The sequence below is a fragment of the Pseudomonas sp. B111 genome, assembly GCF_026428275.1.
In the GTDB taxonomy this organism is placed as follows: domain Bacteria; phylum Pseudomonadota; class Gammaproteobacteria; order Pseudomonadales; family Pseudomonadaceae; genus Pseudomonas; species Pseudomonas aeruginosa.
The window spans coordinates 1,009,673-1,035,902 of record NZ_CP097857.1 but is presented as its reverse complement, the minus strand read 5'-3'; the positions used below and the strand labels follow the sequence as shown (position 1 = coordinate 1,035,902).

Here is a 26,230-nt window from a genome sequence, read left to right as displayed (position 1 = left end):
TTAGACATCGACCTATACGTATTCGAGGATGGCTTGCGATGGACTGGACCCGCCGCCTGCGCCTGCAACACCTGCAACTGCTGGTCAGCCTGATGGAGACCGGCAACCTCAGCGGCACCGCCCGGGCCGCACACACCACCCAACCGGGCCTGTCGAAGTGGCTCAAGGAACTGGAGGAGGACGTCGGCGCGCCGCTGTTCGAGCGCCACGCCCGCGGCCTGCGCCCGACGCCCTACGGCATGACCCTGTTCAACCACGCCCAGCGCGTGCTCACCGAGATGGAGCGGGCGCGGCAGAACCTCGAGGCGATGCGCAGCGGCAGCGGCAGCCGGGTGCTCCTCGGCACGTCGCCGGCCTCCGCGCCGAGCCTGGTGCCGCGCGCATTGCGGGCGTTCCTCGGACGCTACCCCGGGGCCCAGGTGGAACTGCTCGAAGGCACCATGAACGGCCTTCTCGAACGGCTGGAGAAACGCCAGCTCGATGTGGTGGTGGGGCGCCTGGACAACTATGCGCCGCGCGCCAGCCTGCGCTGCGAGGTGCTCTACAGCGAGGCGATCGTGGTGATGGCGCGGCCCGGTCACCCGCTGGCCCAGGCCGCCGCGCTGGACTGGGAAGACGTGCGGCGCTACGACTGGATCGTCTGGCCGCCCGGCTCGCCGATCCGCAGCAAGCTCGACATGGCCCTGACCCAGGGCGGCCGGCAGCCGCCGGCCTACCGCCTGGAGTCATCGTCGATGCTGGCCAACATCGAATTGTTGCGTGGCAGCGACATGCTATCCATCGGCTCGGCGCGGGTGGTCGAGCACCTCGCCGGGCTCGGCCTGGTGGCCAGGCTGGCGCTGGAGATTCCCGGCGAGGGCGCGGTGGGCATGTGCTGGCGCGACGAACCGCATCGCGACCGCGCCAGCGAAGACCTGCTGGCCTGCCTGCGCGAAGGCGCGGCGGCCGAGTAGGGCGCCGGCCGGCGGGTGCTATTGCAAAAAGGCCGCGGCTTCTCGACAATGCGATTCATTATCATTCATGTGTCGCCCCAACTTTCCCATGTCCGCCCCGATCCTTCTCAGCGCCCACCATCGCGCCATGCATGCGCTGTACAGCGAGCACCATGGCTGGTTGCAGAACTGGTTGCGCGGCAAGCTGGGCTGCGCGGCGGACGCGGCGGACCTGGCCCAGGACACCTTCCTGCGCATCCTGCTCAAGCGCGAACTGCGCGAGATCGGCATGCCGCGCGCGTTCCTGCGGACCATCGCCCGCGGCCTGGTGATCGACCACTGGCGTCGCGAGGAACTGCAGCGCGCCTACCTCGAAAGCATCGCCCACCTGCCCGAGGCACAGGCGCCGTCGCCCGAGGCGCGGGAACTGGTGCTGGAACTGCTGGAGGAAATCTCGCGGATGCTCGACGGGCTCAAGCCGAAGGTCCGCACCGCCTTCCTCCTGGCCCAGTGCGAAGACCTCAGCCACCGGCAGATCGCCGAACGCATGGGGGTTTCCCAGCGTAGCGTCGAGCGCTACGTGGCCGAGGCGCTGTACCACTGCTACCTGCTGCGCTACGGCGAATGAGCGGAGCCGTGGACGGGACGCGCGGTAGGGTCGACGAAGCGGTGGTCAGGCAGGCCATCCACTGGCTGGTCCGCCTGCGCTCGCAGCCGGGCGACGATCGCCTGCAGCGCGCCTGCGCGGCCTGGCGCGCGGAGCACGGCGAGCACGAGCGGGCCTGGCAGCAGGTCAGCGCGCTCAACGAAGAACTGCACGGACGCTTCAAGGCGCTGCCCGGCGGGGTCGCCTACGGCACCCTGGACAGCAGCGCGCAGCGCCTGCAGCGGCGCCAGGCGCTGAAACTGCTGTCGCTGCTGGTGGCTGGCGGCGCCGTGGCCTGGGTCGGTCGCGACAGCCTGCCCTGGCAGCGCCTGAGCGCCGACTACAGCACCGCCACCGGCGAGCGACGCAGTATCGAGCTGGTCGACGGCACCCGCCTGCAACTGAACACCGACAGCGCGGTCGACGTGCGCTACGACGCCGGCCAGCGCCTGATCCTCCTCGCCCGCGGCGAGATCTTCCTCGCCAGCGGCGCCGATACGCAATCGCCCACGCACAGGCCGCTGCGGGTACGTACCGCGCAAGGGCTGTTCGAGGCCCTCGGCACCCGTTTCAACGTACGCCTGCAAGATGCCGCCACCTGTCTCAGCGTCAGCGAGGGTTCGGTGCGCATCGATGCCTTCGGCGCGCGTCCGCTGCAGGCTCCGGTGGCCGAGGCGGGGCAGAGCTATCGGATCGCCGCCGACGGCGTGCGGCGCCTCGAACGGCCGCAGATGGACGCCGTGGCCTGGGCCGATGGCCTGATCGTCACCCGCGACATGCGCCTGGCCGACTTCCTCGCCGAGGTCAGCCGCTACCGCAACGGCTACCTCGGCTGCGCCGCGGAGGTCGCCGACCTGCGCCTGTCCGGGGTCTACCGCCTGGACGACACCGACAAGCTGTTGCAGGTGCTCGCGCGGACCCTGCCGGTGCGCCTGCAGCGGCATACCCGCTGGTGGGTGAGGGTGGTCGCCGCCTGAGTCGCGCCGGCGGCCGCGTGGACGCTTGCTTCCGCCCGGAGCGAAACGCACTGAAAATTATTTTCATTATTTTTGTCGGCTTTCCGCGACTGGTCCGGCTTTATCGATTGAACACCCTTCAACGACTCCAACGGATCCCGTTCATGACCGCCACCGCCGTCGTCCTCCGCAATGCCCCGTCGTCCCTCGATTTCCCCCGCGCCTCGCGCCTGAGCCGTTCGGTGCGCGCGGCCCTGCTGTCGCTGGCCATGGCGGCCGGCGCGGCGCCGCTCTGCGCCTCGGCCGCCGAAGCGGCGGCGGAACAGGCGCGGCCCTATGCGATCCCCGCCGGACAGTTGGGTGACGTGCTCAACCGCTTCGCCCGCGAAGCCGGCATCACCCTCTCGGCCACTCCGGCGCAGACCGGTGGCTACAGCTCCCAGGGGTTGCGCGGCAGTTTCACCGTGCAGCAGGGCCTGGCCCGGCTGCTCGCCGACACCCCGCTGGAAGCGGAAGACCAGGGCGACGGCAGCTTCGTCTTGCGCGAGGCGCCGGCAAAGGACGGCGACGTGCTGAACATGCAGGCGGTGGAAGTCTTCGCCCTCGGCAACAACCTGGGCAGCACCGATGGCTACCTGGCCACCCATAGCCAGATCGCCACCAAGACCAGCAAGCCGCTGCTGGAAACCAGCCAGACCGTCTCGGTGATCACCCGCGAGCAGATCGACGACACCGCCTCCAAGACCGTGCAGCAGGCGATGCGCTATACCCCCGGCATCTTCACCGGCCAGGTCGGCGCCTCCAACCGCTACGACTACGTGGTGATGCGCGGCTTCGCCGACAACAGCGTGGACAACATCTACCTCGACGGCCTCAAGGCCATGGGCGACAGCGGTACCTTCAGCTCGATGCAGGTCGACCCGTACTTCCTCGAACGCATCGATGTGCTCAAGGGCCCGTCCTCGGTGCTCTACGGCCGTAGCCTGCCGGGCGGCCTGGTGGCGCTGACCAGCAAGAAGCCGTTGTACGAGGACTACCGCCAGATCACCGGCAGCATCGGCAACATGGGCCAGAAGGAGATGGGCTTCGATTTCAGCGGGCCGCTCGACGAGGAGAAGCGCATCGCCTACCGCCTGGTCGGTCTCGGCAAGGGCTCGGACACCCAGTTCGATCACGTCAAGGAGGAGCGCTACGCCATCGCCCCGACCCTGGCCATCGACTTCAGCGATGACACCACCCTGACCCTGCAAGGCTACCTGCAACACGATCCCAACGGGGGCTACCACGGCGGCGTACCGGCCGACGGCACCCTGTCGCACCACAACGGCCGGCACATCTCCCGCGAGTTCTTCGATGGCGAGCCGAGCAAGGACGACTTCGACCGCACCCAGCGGATGTTCGGCTACCAGCTGGAGCACCGCATCGACGACGTCTGGTCGGCGCGGCAGAACTTCCGCTACCTGGACTCCGACGTCGACCTGTCGCAGGTCTACGCCTACGGCTGGAGCGCCAGCGAGCCGAACAAGCTGAACCGCTACTTCAGCGGCGCCCGCGAGCACCTGCAGGCGTATATCGTCGACAACATGCTGCAGGCCGAATTCGCCACCGGCGCGGCGCGCCACACCCTGCTCACCGGCCTCGACTATCAGCGCCGGCGCACTGTGGTCGACTGGCGTTCCGGCTCGGCCTCGGCGCTGGACGCGTTCAACCCGATCTACGGCGACGACGCCATCAGCTATTTCCCGGACGACAACCACACCCGCCGCCTGGAGCAGACCGGCGTCTACCTCCAGGACCTGATCGACATCGACCAGTGGCGCTTCTCGCTCGGCCTGCGCCAGGACTGGGTCAGCGTCACCGACAAGAACCGCAGCACCGGCAGCAAGGCCGACGACGACTGGGAGAAATTCACCGGGCGGATCGGCGCGCTGTACCTGTTCGACAACGGCCTGGCGCCCTACGTCAGCTACTCCGAGTCGTTCAACCCGAACGCCTATTCAGACGCCTCCGGCACGCCCCTGGCGCCCACCGAGGGCAAGCAGTGGGAACTCGGCCTGAAGTTCCAGGCGCCGGGCAGCAACAGCTTCTACACCGCCTCGCTGTTCCATATCACCCAGGAAAACGTCGCCTCCAAGGAGCCCCAGGACAACTTCTACACCTCGGTCGGCGAAGTGCGCTCCCAGGGGCTCGAACTGGAGGCCCATACCCAGCTCAGCGACAACCTGAAGCTGCTCGGCAGCTACACCTACACCGACATCACCTACACCAAGTCGCTGGACGGCAACCAGGGCCATACGCCGAACCAGGCGCCCAAGCACATGGCTTCGCTGTGGGCCGACTATGCCTTCGACGCCGGCCCGCTCAGCGGTCTGAGCATCGGCGGCGGCGCGCGCTACGTCGGCGAGACCTGGGCGGACAAGGAAAACACCTTGCGGGTGCCGGACTACACCCTGGTCGACGCGCGGATCGGCTACGACCTCGGCAAGCTCGGCCTGAAAGGCCTGGACGTCAGCCTCAATGCCAACAACCTGCTGGACAAGGACTACGTGGCGTCCTGCTACAGCCTGGACTTCTGCTACTTCGGCGAGAAGCGCAACGTGACCGCGACGGTGAACTACCAGTTCTGACCGTCCACCCGGGCCCCGGCGCCAGCGCCGCGGTACCGGCCAAGCAGCCCGGCGCGCAACGTACGCGCCGGGCATTCGCCGGCGTCGCCGGCCGTACCCTGGTTACCTGGAGCCCCCATGCGCCCCGTCCTGGTCCTGCTGCACCGCTATGTCGGTCTGGCTACCGCGCTGTTCCTTTTCCTCGCCGGTCTCACCGGCAGCCTGCTGGCCTTCCATCATGAAATCGACGAATGGCTGAACCCCGGCTTCTACGCCGTGGGCGAGGGCGGCGAGCGCCTTTCCCCGGGCAGCCTGGTGCAACGCGTCGAGTCACGCTATCCGCGACAACTGGTGTGGTACATGGAGTATCCCGAGGCGGGCGGGCATCCGGCGTTGCTCGCCACCGTGCCGCGCGAGGCCGGCGCCAAGGTCGAGCACGACGTGTTCTACCTCGACCCGGTCAGCGGCGAGGAAGTCGGCAAGCGCCTCTGGGCGGCCTGTTGCTTCCAGCCGGCGAACCTGGTTCCCTGGGTCCTGGAGTTCCACCACAACCTGACCCTGCCGGGGAACTGGGGCCTGTACCTGATGGGCGGGGTGGCGATGTTCTGGTTCCTCGACTGCTTCGTCGGCGCCTGGCTGACCCTGCCGCGCGGCCGGCCGTTCTGGAGCAAGTGGGCGACCGCCTGGAAGATCAAGCGCGGCAACGCCTACCGCTTCAACTTCGACCTGCATCGCGCCGGCGGCCTCTGGCTCTGGCTGCTGCTGGCGCCGGTGGCGCTGAGCAGCGTCGCCCTGAACCTGCCGAGCCAGGTGTTCAAGCCGCTGGTATCGCTGTTCTCGCCGATCGAACCGAGCGTCTACGAGGCGCGCGGGCGGCTGCCCAGGGAGCAACTGGGGGAAACCCGCCTGGACTACGACCGCACCTTCCAGTTGGCCAGCGCCGAAGCGGCGCGGCTGGGCATCGCCGAGCCGATCGGCGAGCTGTACTACAGCTTCGAATACAACTTCTTCGGCGCCGGCTTCGGCGACCACGACGACCCCATGGGCAAGTCCTGGCTGTTCTTCCACGGCAGCGACGGCCGCCTGCTCGGCCAGGAAGTCGCCGGGCAGGGCAGTTGGGGAGAGCGTTTCTACCGCTTGCAGTACCCGATCCACGGCGGGCGCATCGCCGGCCTGCCGGGACGCATCGCCATCGCCGCCCTCGGCCTGGCCATCGCCGGGCTGTCGCTGACCGGTGTCTACATCTGGTGGCGCAAGCGCCGGGCGCGCCACTGGAACGGCCGCTAGACGGCTGTTAGTCTGGCTGCCTCCCACACCACCAGAGGATGGACGAATGAACGCAAGGATCGCCGCATTGGGACTGCTCCTGCCCCTGGCCGCCGGCAGCGCCGTGGCCGCGGAGGAGGGCAGCTCGGTCAAGGATGCGGCCAAGGCCGCGGTGTCCTCGGCCATCGAGACCGGCAAGAACCTCCTCGGCGGGGTCAGCGAGGGCATCACCAGCGGCCGCCAGTCGGCCCAGGGCGCCGATGGCGCCAAGGTGGTCTCCGACAACGCCGGCTTCGCCGAGATCGGCCAGGTCGAAGTGCTCAAGACCGAGCCGCGCGACCAGCAACTGGCCGTCACCCTCGGCTTCAAGAACGACAGCGACGCCACCGTGCGCCTGATCAACCTGACCCAGACCGGCGCGCTGCTGGTGATCGACAACGACGGCTACTCCAACGCCCTGGTCGCCCTCGCCAACCCCGACGACGTCACCGTCCCGGCCAAGGCCGGCATCCGCCAGACCTTCGTCTTCGAAGGCGGCGCGGAAGGGATCAAGGCGGTGCGCCTGTGGGGCAAGGACCTGCCGGTGAAGTGAATTCGAGTCTGCGTCAAAGCAGCCCCGCCTTGGCGGGGCTTCTTTCTGCCGGGCCACGAGCGCAAATAATCAGCTCACCAGAACCCGGCCGAGCGCTGCCTGGAGACCGATAGGTCCTTCCCATTACGAAAATGACGACATCGCATCGATCCTGAAACGTCCGTACAGCCAGGACGACGCAATGAAGGCAAAGTGCCATTCCCTCCTGTCCCTGTTTGGATTAGCATTCCTACTTTTGGACTAATCCCCCCTCAACACGCCCATGTCGTTTAGCTATGCGGTGGATATTGAAGGGAACTCGCAGGACATCGGATGTTGCGTTCTAGCTATCGAGCGGTTGTCGCTGGCTTGGTTTTACTGCCGCTGCTTGCCAGCGCCGCCCCCTTCACCTCCCCCGGCGACCGCGACCTGATCCGCGACCGCCAGCAGCGCCTGCTGGACGAACAGCGCAAGCGCCTGGAGGAACTCCAGCAACTGCCCGGCAAGGGAGCGCCCGCCGCTGCGGATGCCTCCGGCGACGACGAGCGCTGCTTCGAGATCCGCCGCATCGAGCTGGAAGGCGCCGGGCACCTCGGCGAAAGCGCGCGTCGCCAGTTGCTGGCGCCCTACCAGGGGCGCTGCCTGGGCGTCGGCCAGCTCAATGCGCTGCTCAAGGCCGTCACCGACCATTACCTGGATCGCGGCTACGTCACCACCCGCGCCTACCTGCCACAGCAGGACCTGGCCTCCGGGACCCTGCGCATCATCGTCGTCGAAGGCCGCCTGGAGGGCCTGGACAGCTCCGCGCTGGCCAGCCCGCGCGAACTGGCGATGAGCTTTCCGGGCAGGACCGGCGAGCTGCTCGACCTGCGCGAACTGGAGCAACTGGTCGACCAGTTGAGCCGCCTGCCGTCGCGCCAGGCGCAACTGGAGCTGGTGCCCGGCAGCGAGGTCGGCGGCAGCCGGGTGCGTCTCAAGGGCGAGCGCGACAAGCCCTGGCGGGTCTCCGCCACGCGCAACAACGACGGCGACGTCAGCACCGGCGAGCAGCAGATGGGCCTGGGCCTGGACTGGGACAGCCCGCTGGGCCTGGCCGACCAGCTCAACCTGCGCGCCAACCGCGACGCGGTGACCGACCGCTGGCGCCATTCCGACAGCCAGAGCCTGTTCTACAGCCTGCCCTGGGGCTGGTGGACCTTCACCTACGGCTACAGCCAGAGCGACTACCGCACGCGCAACGAGGCCAGCGGCTTCCCCTTCAAGCTCGATGGCGACAGCCGCAGCCACCAGTTCCGCGCCGAACGCGTGCTGCACCGCGACGGTGTGAGCAAGACCGCCATGAGCCTGGGGCTCAGCCACCAGCGCACCAACAACTATGTCGAAGACACCCGCCTGGAAGACCAGAGCACGCGGATCACCGAGACCCAGCTCGGCTTCAACCATGGCCGGCGGATCGGCAGTGGCTTCGTCAACCTCGACCTCGGCTGGCAGCAGGGCATCGGCGCCCTTGGCGCGCAGGGTCGCGGCCACCCGCAGGCGGGCGATCCGAATGCGCGCTACGACAAGTACAGCCTGACCCTCAGCTACCTGCAGCCGTTCCAGCTATGGGGCGAGCGCTTCAGCTTCGACAGCCTGGCCACCGGGCAAAGGAGCGAGGACGTGCTGTTCAGCCCGCAGCGCATCAGCCTCGGCGGCAACAGCTCGGTGCGCGGCTTCAAGGACCAGACCCTGACCGGCGACAGCGGCGGCTACTGGCGCAACCAGTTGCGCTGGCGGCGCGCGGTGGAATGGGCGCCGCTGCGGCCCTGGCTGCAGGAATACGGCGTGGCCTTCGCCTACGACGTCGGCGTGATCCGCCACGACCGCTACAACGACGGTGCCAGCGGGCGCATGAGCGGCAACGCCATCGAACTGGATGCCCGCGGCCGCTATTTCGCCGCCAGCGTCGGCTTCGCCCGCTCGCTGGAGCGGCCCAGCGCCATCGAGCGGCGCGAGCACCCGATCTATTTCCGGGTCGACGCGTTCTTCTGAAGACGCGGCGACCTCCTGAACGCTTTAGGAAAGCGCCTACCTGCATCGAGGCCCTTTCCTTGGAAAACCTTGCTTAACCTCGCCGGGCCCCTACCCGCCAAGGAGTAACGATATGGACATCCGCAGCCCGCTGAACCAGTGCATCGCCCTGTCCCTGGCCGGCATCCTGTTCCTCAACCCGATCGTCGCCGCGGCGGCGGGGCTGGCGCTGGACAAGGCCGCCGGCGGCAACACCGGCCTGGGCCAGGCGGGCAACGGCGTGCCCGTCGTCAATATCGCCACGCCCAACGGCGCCGGGCTGTCGAACAACCATTTCCGCGACTACAACGTCGGCGCCAACGGGCTGATCCTCAACAACGCCACCGGCAAGACCCAGGGTACCCAGCTCGGCGGGATCATCCTCGGCAACCCCAACCTCAAGGGCCAGGCGGCGCAGGTGATCCTCAACCAGGTCACCGGCGGCAACCGCAGCACCCTGGCCGGCTACACCGAGGTGGCCGGGCAGTCGGCGCGGGTGATCGTCGCCAACCCGCACGGCATCACCTGCCAGGGCTGCGGCTTCATCAACACGCCGCGCGCGACCCTCACCACCGGCAAGCCGATCATGGACGGCCAGCGCCTGGAGCGCTTCCAGGTGGACGGCGGCGACATCGTCGTCGAAGGCGCCGAACTGAACGTCGGCAACCTCGAACAGTTCGACCTGATCACCCGCAGCGCCAAGCTCAACGCCAAGCTCTACGCGAAGAACCTCAACATCGTCACCGGCCGCAACGACGTCCAGGCCGACAGCCTGCAGGCCACGCCGCGCGCCGCCGATGGCAGCGAGAAGCCACAGCTGGCGATCGACAGCTCGGCGCTGGGCGGGATGTACGCCGGGGCGATCCGCCTGGTCGGCACCGAGCAGGGCGTGGGGGTGAAGCTGGCCGGCGACATGGCCGCCAGCGGCGGCGACATCCGCATCGACGCCAGCGGCAAGCTGAGCCTGGCCCAGGCCTCCAGCCAGGGCGACCTGAAGATCGCGGCCCAGGCCGTGGAGCTGAACGGCAAGACCTACGCCGGTGGCAGCGCCGAGATTCGCAGCGCGGAGGAACTGGTCAACCGGCAGAGCCTGGCGGCGCGCGAACGCATCGCGCTGGAGGCGGCGCATATCGACAACGCCGGGGTGATCGAAGCCGGCGTCGAGCCAGACGAGCGGCGCAACGCGCGCGGCGACCTCGAGCTGCGCAGCGGCACCCTGCGCAACGCCGGCAGCCTGGTGGCCAGCCGCGCGCTGGAAGCGAAGGCGAGCCAGGCGCTGGACAACCAGGGCGGCAGCCTGAAGGGGGCGACCGTCCGGGTCGACGCCGGGCACCTGGACAACCGTGGCGGCAAGCTGCTCGCCGAGGGCGAACTGCGGGTCGAGGCGAGCAGCCTGGACAACCGCCAGGACGGCCTGTTGCAGAGCCGGGACCGCGCCGTGGTCAAGACCCGTGGCGATCTCGACAACCGTGGCGGCCAGGTCGTCGGTCTGAACGAGCTGCAGGTCCAGGCTGCCGCACTGGACAATCGCAGTGCCGGTCTCCTTTCCAGCAAGGGAGACATGGACATCGAGGTCGCTCGTCTGGACAACAGTGTGGGCGGCAAGCTGGTCAGCGAGCGCCGTACGCTCTTGAAGGCGGATCGGCTCGATAATCGCAGCGGTCGCATTGTCGCCGGCCAGGATCTCGACTTGAGCTCTCGGTTGATCGACAACCGAGCGGGCGATATCTCCAGCACGTCGAGGGTGGTGGCGAGCGCTCGCGAACAGTTGGACAACCGCGGTGGCAAGATCGTTGGTGACAGTGGCCTGGACATCACAACGCCACGCATGCTCAACCAGGACAAGGGGGTACTCGCCAGCCGCGATGGGCTGCGCCTGAGCGCTACGGAGTTGTTCAACGGCGGGGGAGGCCTGCTGTCCAGCCAGAAGGGTATCGACGTCTCCCTGGCCGGTGCGTTCGATAACCAGGCCGGCAGCCTGGACAGCCGGGGCTTCCTGACGGTGAAGTCAGCCTGGCTCGACAACCAGGGCGGTACGCTATCCAGCGCAGGGGCATTGGCAGTGACCAGCCAGGGCGCCCTGAACAATCAGGGCGGCAGACTGGCGAGCGACGCCGGACTTAGCTTGAGCAGCGCCAGCCTCGACAACAGCCAGGCCGGTGCGATCAGTGGCAAGGGGGCCGTGGAGATTCGTACCGGCAACCTGAACAACAGCCGGAAAGCCAGTATCGGCAGCGATGCGGGACTCACCCTGGTCGCCGCTCGGGTAGACAACAGCCAGGCGGGCCGGATCGCCGCCAAGGGTGTGATCGATGCGGATCTCCAAGGGCTGGACCAGCATGACAGGGGCAACCTGGTCAGCGATACCGGCATCACGCTCGATCTGAACAAGGGAAGCCTGGTCAATCGCGCTCAAGGCCTGATCGCCACGCCTGGCACCTTGCTCCTGCGCCAACTCGGCGTGGTGGACAACAGCGGTGGGGAAATCTCCAGCGACCGCGCGTTCACTCTTGCCACCTCCGCGTTGAACAACCAGGGGGGACGCCTGCTCAGCGGCGGAGCCCTGACCTTGCGTATCGCGCAGGCCCTGGACAACAGCCTCGAGGGGATTGTCTCCGGTGCTGGAGGTCTGGATATCCAGGCATTCGTCCTGGACAACCGTAGTGGCTCCATCGGCAGCAAGGGCGCCATCGATATCGGTGTGACCCGCCTGGAAAACGACGCTGGCACACTGATCGCCGAACGCGGCCTGAAGCTGGTAGCCGATGAGGCGAACAGTTCCAAGGGGCGTATCGCCGCCAATGGTAGCCTGCATGCCAAGGTTGGCACGCTGAGCCAGAAGGGAGGAGAACTGACCAGTCAGGACTCGCTGACTCTCGACCTGGGCATCCTAAACAATAACGCTGGCCGTATCGCTGGCAACCAGGGCGTGGACATCACGGCCCGGCAGGTGGACAACAGCGTCGGCGAGATTGCCAGCCAGGGCGTGGTGGCGCTGAACCTCACTGAGCAGCTGGACAACCGTGGCGGCAAGATCGTCGGTGACAGTGGTCTGGGCATCACCGCGCCGCACGTGCTCAACCAGGACAAGGGGGTACTCGCCAGCCGCGATGGGCTGCGCCTGAGTGCTACGGAGTTGTTCAACGGCGCGGGGGGCCTGCTGTCCAGCCAGAAGGGTATCGACGTCTCCCTGGCCGGTGCGTTCGATAACCAGGCCGGCAGCCTGGACAGCCGGGGCTTCCTGACGGTGAAGTCAGCCCGGCTCGACAACCAGGGCGGTACGCTATCCAGCGCAGGGGCATTGGCAGTGACCAGCCAGGGCGCCCTGAACAATCAGGGCGGCAGACTGGCGAGCGACGCCGGACTTAGCTTGAGCAGCGCCAGCCTCGACAACAGCCAGGCCGGTGCGATCAGTGGCAAGGGGGCCGTGGAGATTCGTACCGGCAACCTGAACAACAGCCGGAAAGCCAGTATCGGCAGCGATGCGGGACTCACCCTGGTCGCCGCTCGGGTAGACAACAGCCAGGCGGGCCGGATCGCTGCCAAAGGTGCGATCGATGCGGATCTCCAAGGGTTGGACCAGCATGACAGGGGCAACCTGGTCAGCGATACCGGTATCACGCTCGATCTGAACAAGGGAAGCCTGGTCAATCGCGCTCAAGGCCTGATCGCCACGCCTGGCATCTTGCTCCTGCGCCAACTCGGCGTGGTGGACAACAGCGGTGGGGAAATCTCCAGCGACCGCGCGTTCACTCTTGCCACCTCCGCGTTGAACAACCAGGGGGGACGCCTGCTCAGCGGCGGAGCCCTCACCTTGCGTATCGCGCAGGCCCTGGACAACAGCCTCGAGGGGATTGTCTCCGGCGCCGGAGGTCTGGATATCCAGGCATTCGTCCTGGACAACCGTAGTGGCTCCATCGGCAGCAAGGGCGCCATCGATATCGGTGTGACCCGCCTGGAAAACGACGCTGGCACGCTGATCGCCGAACGCGGCCTGAAGCTGGCGGCCGATGAGGCGAACAATTCCAAGGGGCGTATCGTCGCCAAGGATGATCTGCGTGCCAAACTCGGTGCGCTGGTGCAGAACGGGGGAGAGCTGACGACTCAGGGCGCGCTGGCCCTCGACGCCGACAAAGTCGACAACGGCGCTGGTCGCATCGCCGGCAACCGAGGTGTGGTCATCGATGCCCGGCAGGTGGACAACCGTGCCGGCGAGATTGCCAGCCAGGGCGTGGCGACGCTGAATCTCACTGAGCAACTGGACAACCGTGGCGGCAAAGTCGTTGCTGACAGTGGTCTGGGCATCACCGCGTCACGCGTGCTCAACCAGGACAAGGGAGTAATCGCCAGCCGCGATGGGCTGCGCCTGAGTGGTACCGAATTGTTCAATGGCAATGCCGGACTGCTCAGCAGTCAGAGACATATAGAGGTCACTCTGGACGGCGTGCTGGACAATCAGGGCAAGGGCGCGCTGCTCAGTGACGGTACCCTGACGGTGAGCGCCGGGCGCATACACAACCAGGACGCCACTCTGTCCAGCGCCGGTGCGCTGAGACTGAGCAGCCAGGAGGCGGTGGACAACCGTGGCGGCAAGTTGGTGACGGACTCCAGCCTGCGCCTGACCAGCGCCAGCCTGGATAACAGCCGATCAGGGATCATCAGTGCCAACGCTGCGGCGGAGATCCATACCGGGGTTCTGAACAACAGCCAGAAAGGCAATCTTGGCAGTAATGACGGGCTCGGCCTGATTGCTACTGAGGTGGATAACAGCCAGGAAGGCCGGATCACTGCCAAAGGCATGATCGACGCAAATATCAAGGGACTCGATCAGCAGGGCAAAGGGCGGCTGGTCAGTAATGCCGGCATCATACTCGACCTGAACGAGGGAACCCTGGCCAATGGCGCTCAGGGCCTGATCGCCACGCCTGGAACCTTGCTCCTGCGCCAACTCGGCATGGTGGACAACAGCGGCGGGGAAATTTCCAGCGACCGAGCCTTCACACTCATCACCTCCGCGCTGACCAACCAGGGTGGCCGCCTGCGCAGCGGCGGTGTACTGACGTTGCGCATCGCCCAGGCTCTGGACAACAGCCTCGAAGGTGTTCTCTCCGGCACCGGAGGCCTGGATATCCGGGCGCTTGCCCTGGACAACCGCAGTGGCTCCATCGGCAGCAAGGGCGCCGTCGATATCGACGTGTCCCGTTTGGAAAACGATGACGGCGACCTGCTTAGCGAAGGTCGTCTGAAACTGACTGCCGAGCGAGCGAACAGTGTCAGGGGACGGATCGCGGCCAGGGGTGACCTGCACGCCAGCGTGACAGCCTTTAACCAGGCGGGTGGCGAATTGAGCAGCGAGGGTGCGCTGATGCTCGAGGCCGATAGCCTCGACAACCGCAGCGGCGGTCTGGTCAGTGCTGATGGCAACCTGACCGTTTCCGCCCGGAGGATCGACAACCGTGCGGGCGAAATCGCCAGCCCGGGCCAGGTGACACTGGACGTCGCCGAGCAGTTGGACAACCGAGGCGGCAAGGCCATCGGCGATAGCGGACTTCGCCTCGCCGCGCCACGGGTACTCAACCAGGACGGCGGGGTACTCGCCAGTCGTGATGGGCTGCGCCTGAATGGCGCCGAACTGTTCAATGGCAACGGCGGCCTGCTCAGCAGCCAGCAAAGCATCGACGTCATTCTGGACGGCGTATTGGGCAATCAGGCGGGCAGCTTGAGCAGCCAGGGACGCCTGAGCGTGAAGAGCGGTCGGCTGGACAACCAGGGCGGTGCAGTCTCCAGCGCCGGGACCCTGTCGCTTTCCAGCCAGGGTGCGTTGAACAACCAGGGGGGCAGGGTGGTCACCGACGCCGGTGCCGTCCTGCGCAGCGCCAGCCTCGACAACAGCCAGGGCGGCATCGTCAGCGCCAAGGGGGCCGCGGAGATCCGTACTGGCAGCCTCAACAATAGCCAGAAGGGCGGCATAGGCAGCGGTGCCGGGCTCGCGCTGGTCGCGGACCTGGTGGACAACAGCCAGAACGGCCGGATCACTGCCAAGGGTGCGATCGATGCCAACCTGAAGGGGCTGGATCAGCAGGGCAGCGGCAGGCTGGTCAGCGATACGGCCATCGCGCTCGATCTGCGCGGGGGAGAACTGGTCAACCGTGCTCAGGGCCTGATCGCCACGCCTGGAGCCTTGCTGCTGCGGCAACTGGGTGTCGTGGACAACAGTGGCGGTGGCGAGATCTCCAGCGATCGAAGCTTTACCCTCGCCGCGACCGCGCTGAGCAACCGGGGTGGCCGCGTGATCAGCGGCGACTCCCTGACCCTGCGCATCGCCCAGGCACTGGACAACAGCCTCCAAGGCGTTCTTTCCGCAAGCGGAGGGCTGGATGTCGCTGCACTCGTCTTCGACAACCATAGCGGCATCGTTGGTAGCAAGGGCGATACACACATCGGGGTGAACCGCCTGGAGAACGAGGCAGGCCGCGTGGTCAGCGAAGGCGCCCTGGATCTGACCGCCAAGCAGGTGAGCAGCGCCAAGGGGCGCATTGCCGCGAAGGGCGATCTGCAGGTCACGGTTGGCACCCTGGAGCAGCAGGGTGGAGAACTGGCCAGTCAGGGGACGCTGACTCTCGACGCCGATAGCCTGGATAACCGCAATGGCGGCCTGGTGAGCGCCGATGGCGGGGTCACCGCCGAGGCACGCCAGATCGATAACCGCGGTGGGGAAATATCCAGCGTGGCCAAGGTGGCTCTGGCTGTCCGGGAACAACTGGACAACCGGGGGGGCAAGGTGATCGGCGACAGTGAGCTGAGCCTAACCGTGCAGCGCCTGCTGAACCAGGCCAAGGGTGTGCTCGCCAGTCGCGATGGATTGCACCTGGACGGCGCGGAACTGCTCAATGGCGATGGCGGCCTGCTCAGCAGCCAACGCCAGGTGGATGTAACGCTCAGTGGTGCATTGGACAACCAGGGGAGCGGTGCACTGGTCAGCGAAGGGTCGCTGACAGTGAAGGCCGACCAGGTCAATAACCAGGCGGGGACTTTCTCCAGTGCGGGTAGCCTGCTCGTTACCAGCCGGGGCGAGTTGAACAACCAGGGTGGCAGGTTGGTGACCGATGCTGGAGCCACCCTGAACAGCACTGGCTTCGACAACAGCCGTGCGGGCCTGGTCAGTGCGAAAGGGGCTGTGGCCATTCGTACCGGAGCCCTGAACAACAGTCAGAAGGGATCCATAGGCGGCAATACGGGCGTCACCCTGGTCGCCGGGTTGGTCGACAACGGCCGGGAAGGACGGATCAGCACCAAGGGTACGCTCGACGCCAACCTGAAAGGGTTGCTTCAGCAGGGGGGAGGCTCGTTGGTCGGCGAGCGCGGTGTCACCCTCGACCTCAACGGTGGCACCCTGGACAACCACGACCTCGGTCTGGTTTCAACGCCTGGCGCGCTCCTGCTGCGCCAACTCGGCATGGTGGACAACAGCGTCGGCGGAGAGATATCCAGCGACCGTGCTTTCACCCTCGCCGCCAACACACTGAACAATCAGGGCGGGCGGCTGATCAGCAGCGAAGCTTTGACCCTGCGCATCGCCAAGGCACTGGACAACAGTCTCAAGGGGCAGGTCCTGGCGACCGACGGACTGGCCATCGAGTCTCAGGTCTTGGACAACCGTGCGGGAACCATCGGCAGCAAGGGCGATGCCCGTATCAGCGTGACCAGCCTGGACAACGCCGAACAAGGCAGCCTGGTGAGTGAAGGCCGCCTGGAGCTTGTAGCCGACCAGGTGAGCAACGGCAACCAAGGCCGTATCGCCGCCAGAGGCGTGCTGGAGGCGGCGGTCGGTACGCTGCTCCAGCAAGGCGGCGAGCTGGTCAGCCAGGGGAGCCTGGACCTTCGCGCCGACACGCTCGACAACAGCCAGTCCGGGCTGATCGCCGCGAATGGCGGCATCGCTATCGAGGCGCGGCAGGTCGACAACCGCGCCGGCGAGATTTCCAGCACCTCGAAGGTCGCCGTGAACGCCCGCGAGCAACTGGACAACCGCGGCGGCAAGGTCATCGGCGACAGCGGCCTGCGCCTCACCGTGCAGCGCCTGCTGAACCAGGCCAAGGGGGTGCTGGCCGGGCGCGACGGCCTGAGCCTGGACGGCGGCGAACTGTTCAACGGCGACGGCGGTCGGCTCGACAGCCAGAACAGCCTGAGCGTGAGCCTCGGCGGCGTGCTGCACAACCAGGGCGGCGCGCTGGTCAGCGAAGGCAGCCTGACGGCGCGCGCCGCGCGCCTGGACAACCGTGGCGGGACCTTCTCCAGCGCCGGTGCGCTGGCGCTGACCAGCCAGGCCGCGCTGGACAACCAGGGCGGCAGGCTGCTCAGCGATGCCGGCGTGACGCTGAAGGGCGCCAGCCTCGACAACAGCCGTTCCGGCGTGATCAGCGCCAAGGGTGCGGTGGATATCCGCACCGGCGTGCTGGACAACAGCCGCAACGGCGGCATCGGCAGCAACGCCGGCATCACCCTGGTGGCCGCCCGGCTGGACAACGGCCAGCAGGGCCGGATCAGCGCCAAGGGCCTGCTCGACGCCAACCTGAAAGGCCTCGACCAGCGCGGAGGCGGCGTTCTGGTCAGCGAAACCGGCGTCACCCTCGACCTCAATGGCGGCACGCTGGTCAACCGCGACGGCGGCCTGATCGCCACGCCCGGCGCGCTGCTGCTGCGCCAGCTCGGCGCGGTGGACAACGGCGCCGGCGGGGAAATCTCCAGCGACCGCGCCTTCACCCTCGCCGCCGCCAGCCTGGACAACCGCGGCGGGCGCCTGATCGGCGCCGACAGCCTGACCCTGCGCATCGCCCAGGCCCTGGACAACAGCCTGGCCGGGGTGATCTCCGGCGCCGCCGGCCTGGACATCGCGGCCGCTCGCCTGGACAACAGCGCCAAGGGCACCCTGGCCAGCCGCGCCGGCATCGACCTGCGCGTCGATGGCGCGCTGGACAACCACGCCGAAGGCACCGTCTCCGGCGCCCGCCTGACGCTCGCCAGCGCCTCGCTGGACAACAGCGGCAAGGGCCTGCTCTCTGGCAACGCCGGCCTGAGCGTCGTCACTGGTGCGCTGGACAACGCCGAGGGTGGCCAACTGATCAGCCAGGGCGTGCTGGACGTCAGCAGCGCCGACCTCGACAACCGTGGCGGCGCCCTCAGTGGCAAGCAGTCGCTGCGCCTGAGCGCCGCCAACCTGGACAACCGTGGCGGCCTGCTCACCAGCGACGGCGAACTGGAACTGACGGCAGGGCGCGTCGATTCCGCCGACGGCGGCGAAATCTCCGCCCGGGGCGACCTGCGCCTGACGGTCGAGCGCCTGGTGCAACGCCAGGGCCGGCTGGTCGGCGAGCGCGGCGTCAGTCTCGACCTGCGGGGTGGCGACCTGGACAACCAGGGCGGCCTGATCAGTGCCCGCGGCCCGCTGAGCATCGAGCGGCTGAACGTCCTCGACAACCGCCAGGGCGGCGAGATTTCCAGCCAGCAGGGCTTCGAGCTGCTGGCCAGGCGCATCGACAACGGCCAGCAGGGGCGCATCATCAGCGCCGGGAAACTGCGCCTGGACGCCGACGCGCTGGGCAACGCCGGCGCCGGCCTGCTCTCCGGATGGCAGGGCCTGACGGTGACAGGCGGGAGCCTGGACAACAGCGCCGGCGGCACCCTTTCGAGCAAGGACGGCGAGCTGGCCATCAGCCTCGGCGGCGCGCTGGACAACCACGGCCAGGGCGCGCTGGTCAGCAAGGGCGCGCAACGGATCGACGCCGCCAGCCTGGATAACGCCCAGGGCATCGTCTCCGGCGAAAGCGACGTGACCCTGAGCATCGCCGGGAAGCTGGACAACGGCCAGGGCGGCCTGGTCTCGGCGCAGCGCGCGCTGAGCTTCGAGCGCGACGATACGCTGCTGAACAACGCCGGCGGCCGGATCAACGGCGGCAGCCTGCTGCTCAAGGGCGCCAGCCTGGATAACAGCGACGGCCAGTTGATCAGCCAGGGCCGGCTCGACGCCATCCTCGGCGGCGCCCTGGTCAACACCGGCGCGGCGCGCCTGGCCAGCGGCGGCGACCTGCTGCTGCGCAGCGCCAGCGTCGACAACCGCGGCGGCAAGCTGGTCAGCCAGGGGCTGCTGGAGATCAGCGCCGGCAGCCTCGACAACAGCGCCTCCGGCACCCTCGCCAGCCAGGCCGACATGAGCCTGCGCCTGGTCGGCGGCGCCCTGCGCAACCAGCAGGACGGCCTGATCTTCAGCCAGGCCGGCGCCCTCGAGGTGCAGGCCGGCAGCCTGGACAACCGCCAGGGCACGCTCCAGGCCCAGGGTGACAACCGGCTGCGTATCGGCGGCGCGCTGGACAACCAGGGCGGCCGCCTGGACAGCCGGGCCGGCAACCTCGACCTGCAGAGCGGCAGCCTCGACAACGGCGCCGGCGGCGTGCTCAACAGCGCCAAGGGTTGGCTGAAGCTGGTCACCGGGCTGTTCGACAACAGCGCCGGCGTCACCCAGGCGCAGTCGCTGGAGATTCGCGCCGGGCAAGGCGTACGCAACCAGCAGGGCCATCTCTCGGCGCTGGGCGGCGACAACCGCATCGTCACCGCCGACTTCGACAACCAGGGCGGCGGCCTCTACGCCAGCGGCCTGCTCAGCCTCGACGGCCAGCGCTTCCTCAACCAGGGCGCGGCGGCGGGCCAGGGCGGCAAGGTCGGCGCCGGGCGCATCGACTTCAGCCTGGCCGGCGCGCTGGCCAACCGCTTCGGCCAGTTGGAAAGCGAAAGCGAGCTGCACCTGCGCGCCGCCGCGATCGACAACAGCGGCGGCAGCCTGCGCGCCCTCGGCCGCAGCGGCAGCACGCGGCTGGTCGCTGGCGGCCTGAACAACGCCTACGGCGTGCTGGAAAGCGCCAACCAGGACCTCGACCTGCAACTGGGCAGCCTGGCCAACGCCGGCGGGCGCATCCTCCACACCGGCAATGGCACCTTCGGCCTGGATTCCGCGCAGGTGATCCGCGCCGGCGGGGAACTGACCACCAATGGCCTGCTGGACATCCGCGCCAGCGAATGGACCAACAGCAGCGTGCTGCAAGCCGGACGCCTGAATCTGGACATCGGCACCTTCCGCCAGACGGCCGAGGGCAAGCTGCTGGCGGTGCAGTCCTTCACTGGCCGCGGCGGCGACTGGAGCAACGACGGCCTGCTGGCCAGCGACGGCAGCTTGCGACTCGACCTGAGCGGCGGCTACCGTGGCAACGGCCGCGCCACCAGCCTCGGCGACTTCGCCCTGAACGCCGCCAGCCTCGACCTCGGCAATGCCGCCAGCCTCGCCGGCGGCGCCAATGTCACGCTTGGCGCCGGCAACCTGCTGGTCAACCGTGGGCGGATCACCGCTGCCGGCGACCTCGTGGCCAGCGCCGCGAGCCTGAACAACTACGGCACCCTGGGCGGCGGCGGCAACCTGCGATTGAACGCGCCCGCCCTGCTCAACGAGCGCGGGTTGCTGTTCAGTGGCGCCGACATGACCCTGCGCGCCGGCGACATCACCAACCTCTACGGGGATGTGTACAGCCTCGGCAGGCTGGATATCGCCCGCGACGATGCGGGGGGCTGGGCAAATCGCTTGGAGAACATTTCCGGGAATTTAGGGACAGTCTGAAAAAGACTTTCTGATTTTGGCAAAATAGCCGAACGCCACCCACCGAGTTTTCTGATGAAGCAGATGACCTTCGCCGATGCCGAGTACGCCGGCAAGCGCAAGCAGACCCGCAAAGAGCTGTTCCTGATCGAGATGGATCGGGTGGTGCCGTGGAAGGGGTTGATTGCCCTGATCGAGCCGCATTACCCCAAGGGTGAAGGTGGCCGTCCGGCGTACCCGTTGATGGCAATGCTGCGGGTTCATCTAATGCAAAACTGGTTCGGTTATAGCGATCCAGCGATGGAGGAGGCACTGTACGAGACCACCATCCTGCGGCAGTTCGCGGGGCTGAGCCTGGAGCGTATCCCCGACGAAACCACCATCCTCAACTTCCGTCGCCTGCTGGAGAAACACGAACTGGCTGCTGGCATCCTGGCCGTGATCAATGGCTACCTGGGTGACCGTGGCCTGTCGCTGCGCCAAGGCACCATCGTCGATGCCACGCTGATCAATGCGCCGAGTTCGACCAAGAACAAAGACGGCAAGCGCGACCCAGAGATGCACCAGACCAAGAAGGGCAACCAGTATTACTTTGGCATGAAGGCCCACATCGGCGTCGATGACGAATCGGGCCTGGTGCATAGCGTGGTAGGTACGGCGGCTAACGTGGCGGACGTCACCCAGGTCGACAAGTTGCTGCATGGCGAGGAAAACGTGGTCTGCGCCGATGCGGGTTATACCGGCGTCGAGAAGCGTGCCGAGCATGATGGCCGCGAAGTGATTTGGCAGGTGGCAGCACGGCGCAGCACTTACAAAAAGCTGGGCAAGAGCAGCGCGCTGTACAAAGCCAGACGCAAGATCGAGAAAGCCAAGGCTCAGGTACGGGCCAAGGTTGAGCACCCGTTTAGGGTGATCAAGCGGCAGTTCGGTTATGTGAAGACGCGCTTCCGTGGCTTGGCCAAGAATACTGCGCAACTGGTGACGCTGTTCGCGTTGTCGAACCTGTGGATGGCACGCCGACATTTGCTGACCAATGCAGGAGAGGTGCGCCTGTAATGCAGGAAATGGCCGCCGCGAGGTGTTCTCGGCGGCTAGAAACACCGAAATGAGCTGGTTATCTGATCGTTTTTGATCGGTTTGCCGCTTTCAAAATCGGCGGAGGCTGAAGTCAGCCGGAAATGCATGGCTACTTCAGACCATCCTTAGAGAGCACAGGTGATATGCGTTTCTCCGTGAGTTCACTTCTCAATAGAAGGGAAACCCTAGAGATTGAAGGTGACTTGCAGAATAGCGCTATTGGCGTCCGCTGTACGGGGTGTCAGCTTTCTGAGAGGTGGGGAAAAACTAGGTCTTCGAGCGAGCTTGTCTGGATCAGGGAATATAAGTCTACATTGGGAGAGTCTTCTGCCGCTGCTTCAATTACGGCTGGTCGAGATCTGCTTGTTGTAGGTGCAAGCCTGCAGAATATTGCTTCTAATATAAGTGCTGTAAGAGACGCCACGCTATCTCTGAGTAATTTCGAAAACAAAGGTTATGCGTTAGGGGAATATGCGGTCAGGGGCGTTTATTCGCCGCCGAGTAAATTTGGCGAAGAATTGCTTATGCGCATATTGGCGTATAACGCTGTCAACGATCCCAGTTATGGGGAGGGATATGCGAGCACAGGGGGGAGACTTCCGAATATTCATTATTTCGACAAGAATTTTAATGAAAAAGTCTCTCCGCTGGAGGTCATTCATGGAAACGGGAAAAATGGTGGGCCGGGTTGGCACCTGTACTTCGGTACCTTAGATGTTGAGTATCCGGGCACAGATCGCTGGAATAAGGCTATTGGACGAATACCGGCGCCGAATTATTCATCGAAAAAAACGGATGCTATTCCAGATCTACTTAAGGGATTGGCTCCTCTCGATGAGTTGACGATTAACAAAGGGGCGAACTCAACGGTTGGTGCTGTCGTGCAAGCTGGCGGTCGTGTAACGGTGAATGCTGCGGAGAGTTTCAATAACTCTGTCCTACAGGGATTTCAGGCCGTTCAGGAAACCCAGTTACCTCATCAGGACATAGCTGTTTCAAGCACGACGAGCGCCGTAGTGACTCTGAAGAGTCAACTGCCAGCGGATTTGGCAAGGCAACAGATCAATCCTCTCACCTTGCCGGGCTTCAGCCTGCCTCAAGGCCAGAATGGGCTCTTCCGCCTGGCGTCCCAAGGAGCCCAGGTGAACCAGGCAAGTGGTGCTCTGAAATCCGCCAGCGATCTCACCCAGAGCGGCCATGGCGTATCTGTATCCGCACAGGCAGGCAGTGACGCAAGTGGCTGGAGTACCCAGGCGCGTCGTGTCGGCGATGATCGGGTCACCTCGCTTACCGGTTCCGCCTATCAAGGCCGGGTAGCTGAGGCTATCGATGCGCTACGGGCTTCCGCGCCAATCTCGGGCGACGGGGGAAACACTGGCCGTTTCCAGGCCGGTGAGCACCAGGCGACCACGGGACTGGGTGGACTCGTCGAGGGCAATGCATCGGGTCACAGCGGCAATGGCGTCATCCTCGCCGATCTGCGCGGTGGTCTACCCTCGTTCTCAAGCCTTCCCGCGGCTGATCGTATTCAAGGCACAGCGCCCGGTCACGATGGGAATGGAACTATTCTCGCCAATTGGCAGGGTGCGCAGGCGACGGTCCAGGCCTCGCCTTCGACAGTGCGTGTAGAGGGGGTAGTTTCCAGTCCAGGTGGCAATGGCAGCATCCTTGCCGATCTGCCGGCTGAGCAGTCGTCGGTGCAGGCACTGCCTTCGGCCGTTAGGGCTCAGGGCAGCCTGCCTCGCCTCGAAGAGCGGAGCGCCGTTCTTGCCGAGCCTCCGGTTGGGCAGCCAGCGTTGCAAACCCTGCCGTCGGTTGCGCGCGTTGAGGGCGTGCCCAGCAATGCCACACCGAGCAACAGCCACAAGTATCTGATCGAGAGCAACCCGGCGCTCACCGAGCTGAAGCAGTTCCTCAACTCGGACTACCTGCTCGGTGGCCTGGGTATCAATCCGGATGACAGCAAGAAGCGCCTGGGCGACGGTCTATACGAGCAGCGCCTGGTACGCGAAGCGATCGTCCAGCGTACGGGGCAGCGCTTCATCGCCGGATTGAACAGCGACGAAGCGATGTTCCGCTATCTGATGGACAACGCCATCGCCAGCAAGGACGTATTGGGACTGACCCCTGGCGTCACCCTCAGCGCCGCCCAGGTGGCCGCGCTGACCCACGACATCGTTTGGCTGGAAGAAGTCGAGGTGAATGGCGAGAAGGTCCTCGCCCCCGTGGTCTACCTGGCCCAGGCCGAGGGGCGGTTGGGCCCGAACGGCGCGCTGATCCAGGGGCGCGACGTGAACCTGATCACCGGCGGGGACCTGAGGAACGCCGGTACCCTGCGCGCGCAGAACGACCTCAGCGCGACAGCCGGCAACATCGACAACAGCGGCCTGATCGAGGCCGGCAACCGCCTCGACCTGCTGGCCAGCGGCTCCATCCGCAATGACCAGGGCGGCATCATTGCCGGGCGCGAGGTAAACCTCTCCGCCCTTACCGGAGACGTCATCAATGAACGGACGGTGACCCAGCACCAGTCCTCCTACAGGGGAACCGGTACCACTGAGGCATTTGCCGATAGCGCCGCGCGTATCGAGGCTGCGCAGAAGCTGACCGTTTCGGCAGGACGCGATGTAGCCAATATTGGCGGTGTCATCGACAGCAAGGGCGACCTCGCCTTGCAAGGCGGCAGGGATGTCCTGGTTTCGGCTGCGGTAGCGGAGCGGGGCTGGACGGCAGGAAGCCAGGCATACCAGACCCAGACGACCCAGATGGGCGCCGAGGTCGTGGCGGGGCGCGATATCAGCGTCAGCGCCGGACGCGATATCAGCGTCGTGGGCAGCCGCATCGACGCTCGTCGCGACGTGACATTCGAGGCGGGTCGCGATGTGGGCCTGGTCGCGGCTGCCAACGAAGAGCATGCCTATGGCAAGACCAAGAAGGTCACTTTCCAGGACGACAAGATCACCCAGCAGGCCACTCGCGTGGACGCTGGCGGCGACCTGGCGATCAATGCCGGACAGGACCTGCGGCTGGTCGCGAGCCAGGCCAGCGCCGGCGACGAAGCCTACCTGGTGGCCGGCGACAAGCTGGAGCTGCTGGCCGCCAACGACAGCAGTTACTACCTCTACGACAAGAAGAGCAAAGGCAGCTTCGGTAGCAAGAAGACGCGGCGCGACGAAATCACCGATGTGACGGCAGTGGGCAGCCAAATATCCAGCGGCGGCGACCTCACCCTGCTCAATGGCGGCGACCAGACTTACCAGGGCGCGAAGCTGGAATCGGGCAACGACCTGGCCATCGTCAGCGGCGGCGCGGTGACCTTCGACGCGGTGAAGGACCTGCACCAGGAGAGCCACGAGAAGAGCAAGGGCGACCTGGCGTGGCAGTCGTCGAAGGGCAAGGGCCAGACCGACGAAACCGTACGCCAGAGCCAGCTCGTCGCCCAGGGCAACCTGGCGATCAAGGCCGTGGAAGGGCTGAAGATCGACCTCAAGCACATCGACCAGAAGACCGTGAGCCAGACCATCGATGTCATGGTCAAGGCCGATCCGAGCCTCGCCTGGTTGCGGGAGGCCGAAAAACAGGGCGACGTCGACTGGCGCAAAGTCCGGGAAGTACATGACAGCTTCAAGTACAGCCATTCGGGGTTGGGAGTCGGAGCGCAACTGGCCGTTGCCATCGTCGTGACTTATCTCACTGCCGGTGCTGCTAGTGCGGCGATTGGTAGTGCTGCTGGTGCCACCGCTGGATCAGGGACCGCGATGGCTGCTGGTACGGCCGCCACAGCTACGACTGCGGCCACCTCAGCAGGCTGGGCGAACATTGCCCTCACTGCCGCGGCGACATCCGCCGCCTCCCAAACCGCCATCAGCACCATCAACAACCGAGGTGATTTGGGAGCGGTTGCCAAAGACGTGACCTCCAGTGATGCCCTGAAAAACTACGCTGCCGCAGGGGTCAGTGCGGGCTACTCTCCGCAAAACATTGGTTTGCAGCTGTCCGTCAATGCCGCACTGAAGACCGTCACCCGGGGTGGCAGTTTCAAGGACAACCTCGGACAAGCCGCTATCGACATGATTGCGGATGCTGTTTCCGGGGCTATCTACAACGAGGTGGGTGATGCCCTGACGGGTACCGGTATACCGACTAAGGTGGCGGTCCACGCCTTGGTCGGTGGTCTGATGGCCGAAGCGGCAGGTGGAGACTTCCGTACTGGAGCCTTGGCGGCGGGTGCCAACGAAGCGGTGGTAGCGGCTTTCGGGGAGAAAATTTTCCCTGGTGAGCAGCACGAAAAACTGTTGGGCATGACCTCGAACCTGATTGGCATGACGGTCGCGGCAGCTGCTGGCGGAGACGAAAAGGCACAGGAGAAGGCTGGCTGGGTGGCGCAGCAGGCGACCCTTAACAACTATCTCTTCCATGAAGAAATGGAGGAGATGGCCAATAAGATCAAGGCGTGCGGAGGTGATCAGAACTGCGAGCAGCCGAT

Annotated in this window: 8 protein-coding genes and 2 pseudogenes; all 10 read left to right on the top strand. The window is 66.1% G+C overall.

Annotation, left to right across the window (positions count from 1 at the left end; genetic code table 11):
* Positions 1 to 38 precede the first annotated feature (38 nt).
* The gene (locus tag M6E97_RS04755; protein ID WP_003089777.1) at positions 39 to 953 is read left to right on the top strand and encodes a LysR family transcriptional regulator; all 915 of its coding nucleotides are present in this window, start codon (positions 39 to 41) and stop codon (positions 951 to 953) included.
* A gap of 88 nt (positions 954 to 1,041) precedes the next feature.
* Positions 1,042 to 1,560: a sigma-70 family RNA polymerase sigma factor gene (locus M6E97_RS04750; protein ID WP_003089775.1), complete on the top strand. Its 519-nt coding sequence runs from the start codon at positions 1,042 to 1,044 to the stop codon at positions 1,558 to 1,560.
* 8 nt (positions 1,561 to 1,568) lie between these two features.
* Complete coding sequence (foxR, locus tag M6E97_RS04745) at positions 1,569 to 2,555, top strand: anti-sigma factor FoxR (protein WP_019486298.1); 987 nt, start codon at positions 1,569 to 1,571, stop codon at positions 2,553 to 2,555.
* 143 nt (positions 2,556 to 2,698) lie between these two features.
* Positions 2,699 to 5,161, top strand: a complete 2,463-nt coding sequence (gene foxA, locus M6E97_RS04740) for a ferrioxamine receptor FoxA (RefSeq protein WP_023091724.1) — start codon at positions 2,699 to 2,701, stop codon at positions 5,159 to 5,161.
* A 117-nt stretch (positions 5,162 to 5,278) separates the two neighbouring features.
* The gene (locus M6E97_RS04735) at positions 5,279 to 6,427 is read left to right on the top strand and encodes a PepSY-associated TM helix domain-containing protein (RefSeq protein WP_019486300.1); all 1,149 of its coding nucleotides are present in this window, start codon (positions 5,279 to 5,281) and stop codon (positions 6,425 to 6,427) included.
* 46 nt (positions 6,428 to 6,473) lie between these two features.
* On the top strand, positions 6,474 to 6,998 hold the full coding sequence (locus tag M6E97_RS04730) for a hypothetical protein (protein ID WP_003120098.1): 525 nt from the start codon (positions 6,474 to 6,476) through the stop codon (positions 6,996 to 6,998).
* A gap of 312 nt (positions 6,999 to 7,310) precedes the next feature.
* Positions 7,311 to 9,008 (top strand): two-partner secretion system transporter TpsB1, encoded by a 1,698-nt coding sequence (gene tpsB1, locus M6E97_RS04725; protein ID WP_014603856.1) that lies wholly within the window; start codon positions 7,311 to 7,313, stop codon positions 9,006 to 9,008.
* A 112-nt stretch (positions 9,009 to 9,120) separates the two neighbouring features.
* Positions 9,121 to 20,676: pseudogene (gene tpsA1 / locus M6E97_RS04720) on the top strand (two-partner secretion system exoprotein TpsA1); the annotation flags it as partial.
* Between the two features lie 66 nt (positions 20,677 to 20,742).
* The gene (locus M6E97_RS04715) at positions 20,743 to 21,723 is read left to right on the top strand and encodes an IS5-like element ISPst7 family transposase (protein ID WP_014595514.1); all 981 of its coding nucleotides are present in this window, start codon (positions 20,743 to 20,745) and stop codon (positions 21,721 to 21,723) included.
* 143 nt (positions 21,724 to 21,866) lie between these two features.
* Positions 21,867 to 25,928: pseudogene (locus M6E97_RS04710) on the top strand (DUF637 domain-containing protein); the annotation flags it as partial.
* Positions 25,929 to 26,230: the final 302 nt, after the last annotated feature.

What these genes read in the sequence shown, in the direction of transcription:
- foxA (WP_023091724.1), top strand. Translation starts at nt 2,699, where the DNA reads ATGACCGCCACCGCCGTCGTCCTCCGCAATGCCCCGTCGTCCCTCGAT.
- M6E97_RS04715 (WP_014595514.1), top strand. Translation starts at nt 20,743, where the DNA reads ATGAAGCAGATGACCTTCGCCGATGCCGAGTACGCCGGCAAGCGCAAG.
- M6E97_RS04750 (WP_003089775.1), top strand. Translation starts at nt 1,042, where the DNA reads ATGTCCGCCCCGATCCTTCTCAGCGCCCACCATCGCGCCATGCATGCG.
- tpsB1 (WP_014603856.1), top strand. Translation starts at nt 7,311, where the DNA reads ATGTTGCGTTCTAGCTATCGAGCGGTTGTCGCTGGCTTGGTTTTACTG.
- M6E97_RS04755 (WP_003089777.1), top strand. Translation starts at nt 39, where the DNA reads ATGGACTGGACCCGCCGCCTGCGCCTGCAACACCTGCAACTGCTGGTC.
- M6E97_RS04730 (WP_003120098.1), top strand. Translation starts at nt 6,474, where the DNA reads ATGAACGCAAGGATCGCCGCATTGGGACTGCTCCTGCCCCTGGCCGCC.
- M6E97_RS04735 (WP_019486300.1), top strand. Translation starts at nt 5,279, where the DNA reads ATGCGCCCCGTCCTGGTCCTGCTGCACCGCTATGTCGGTCTGGCTACC.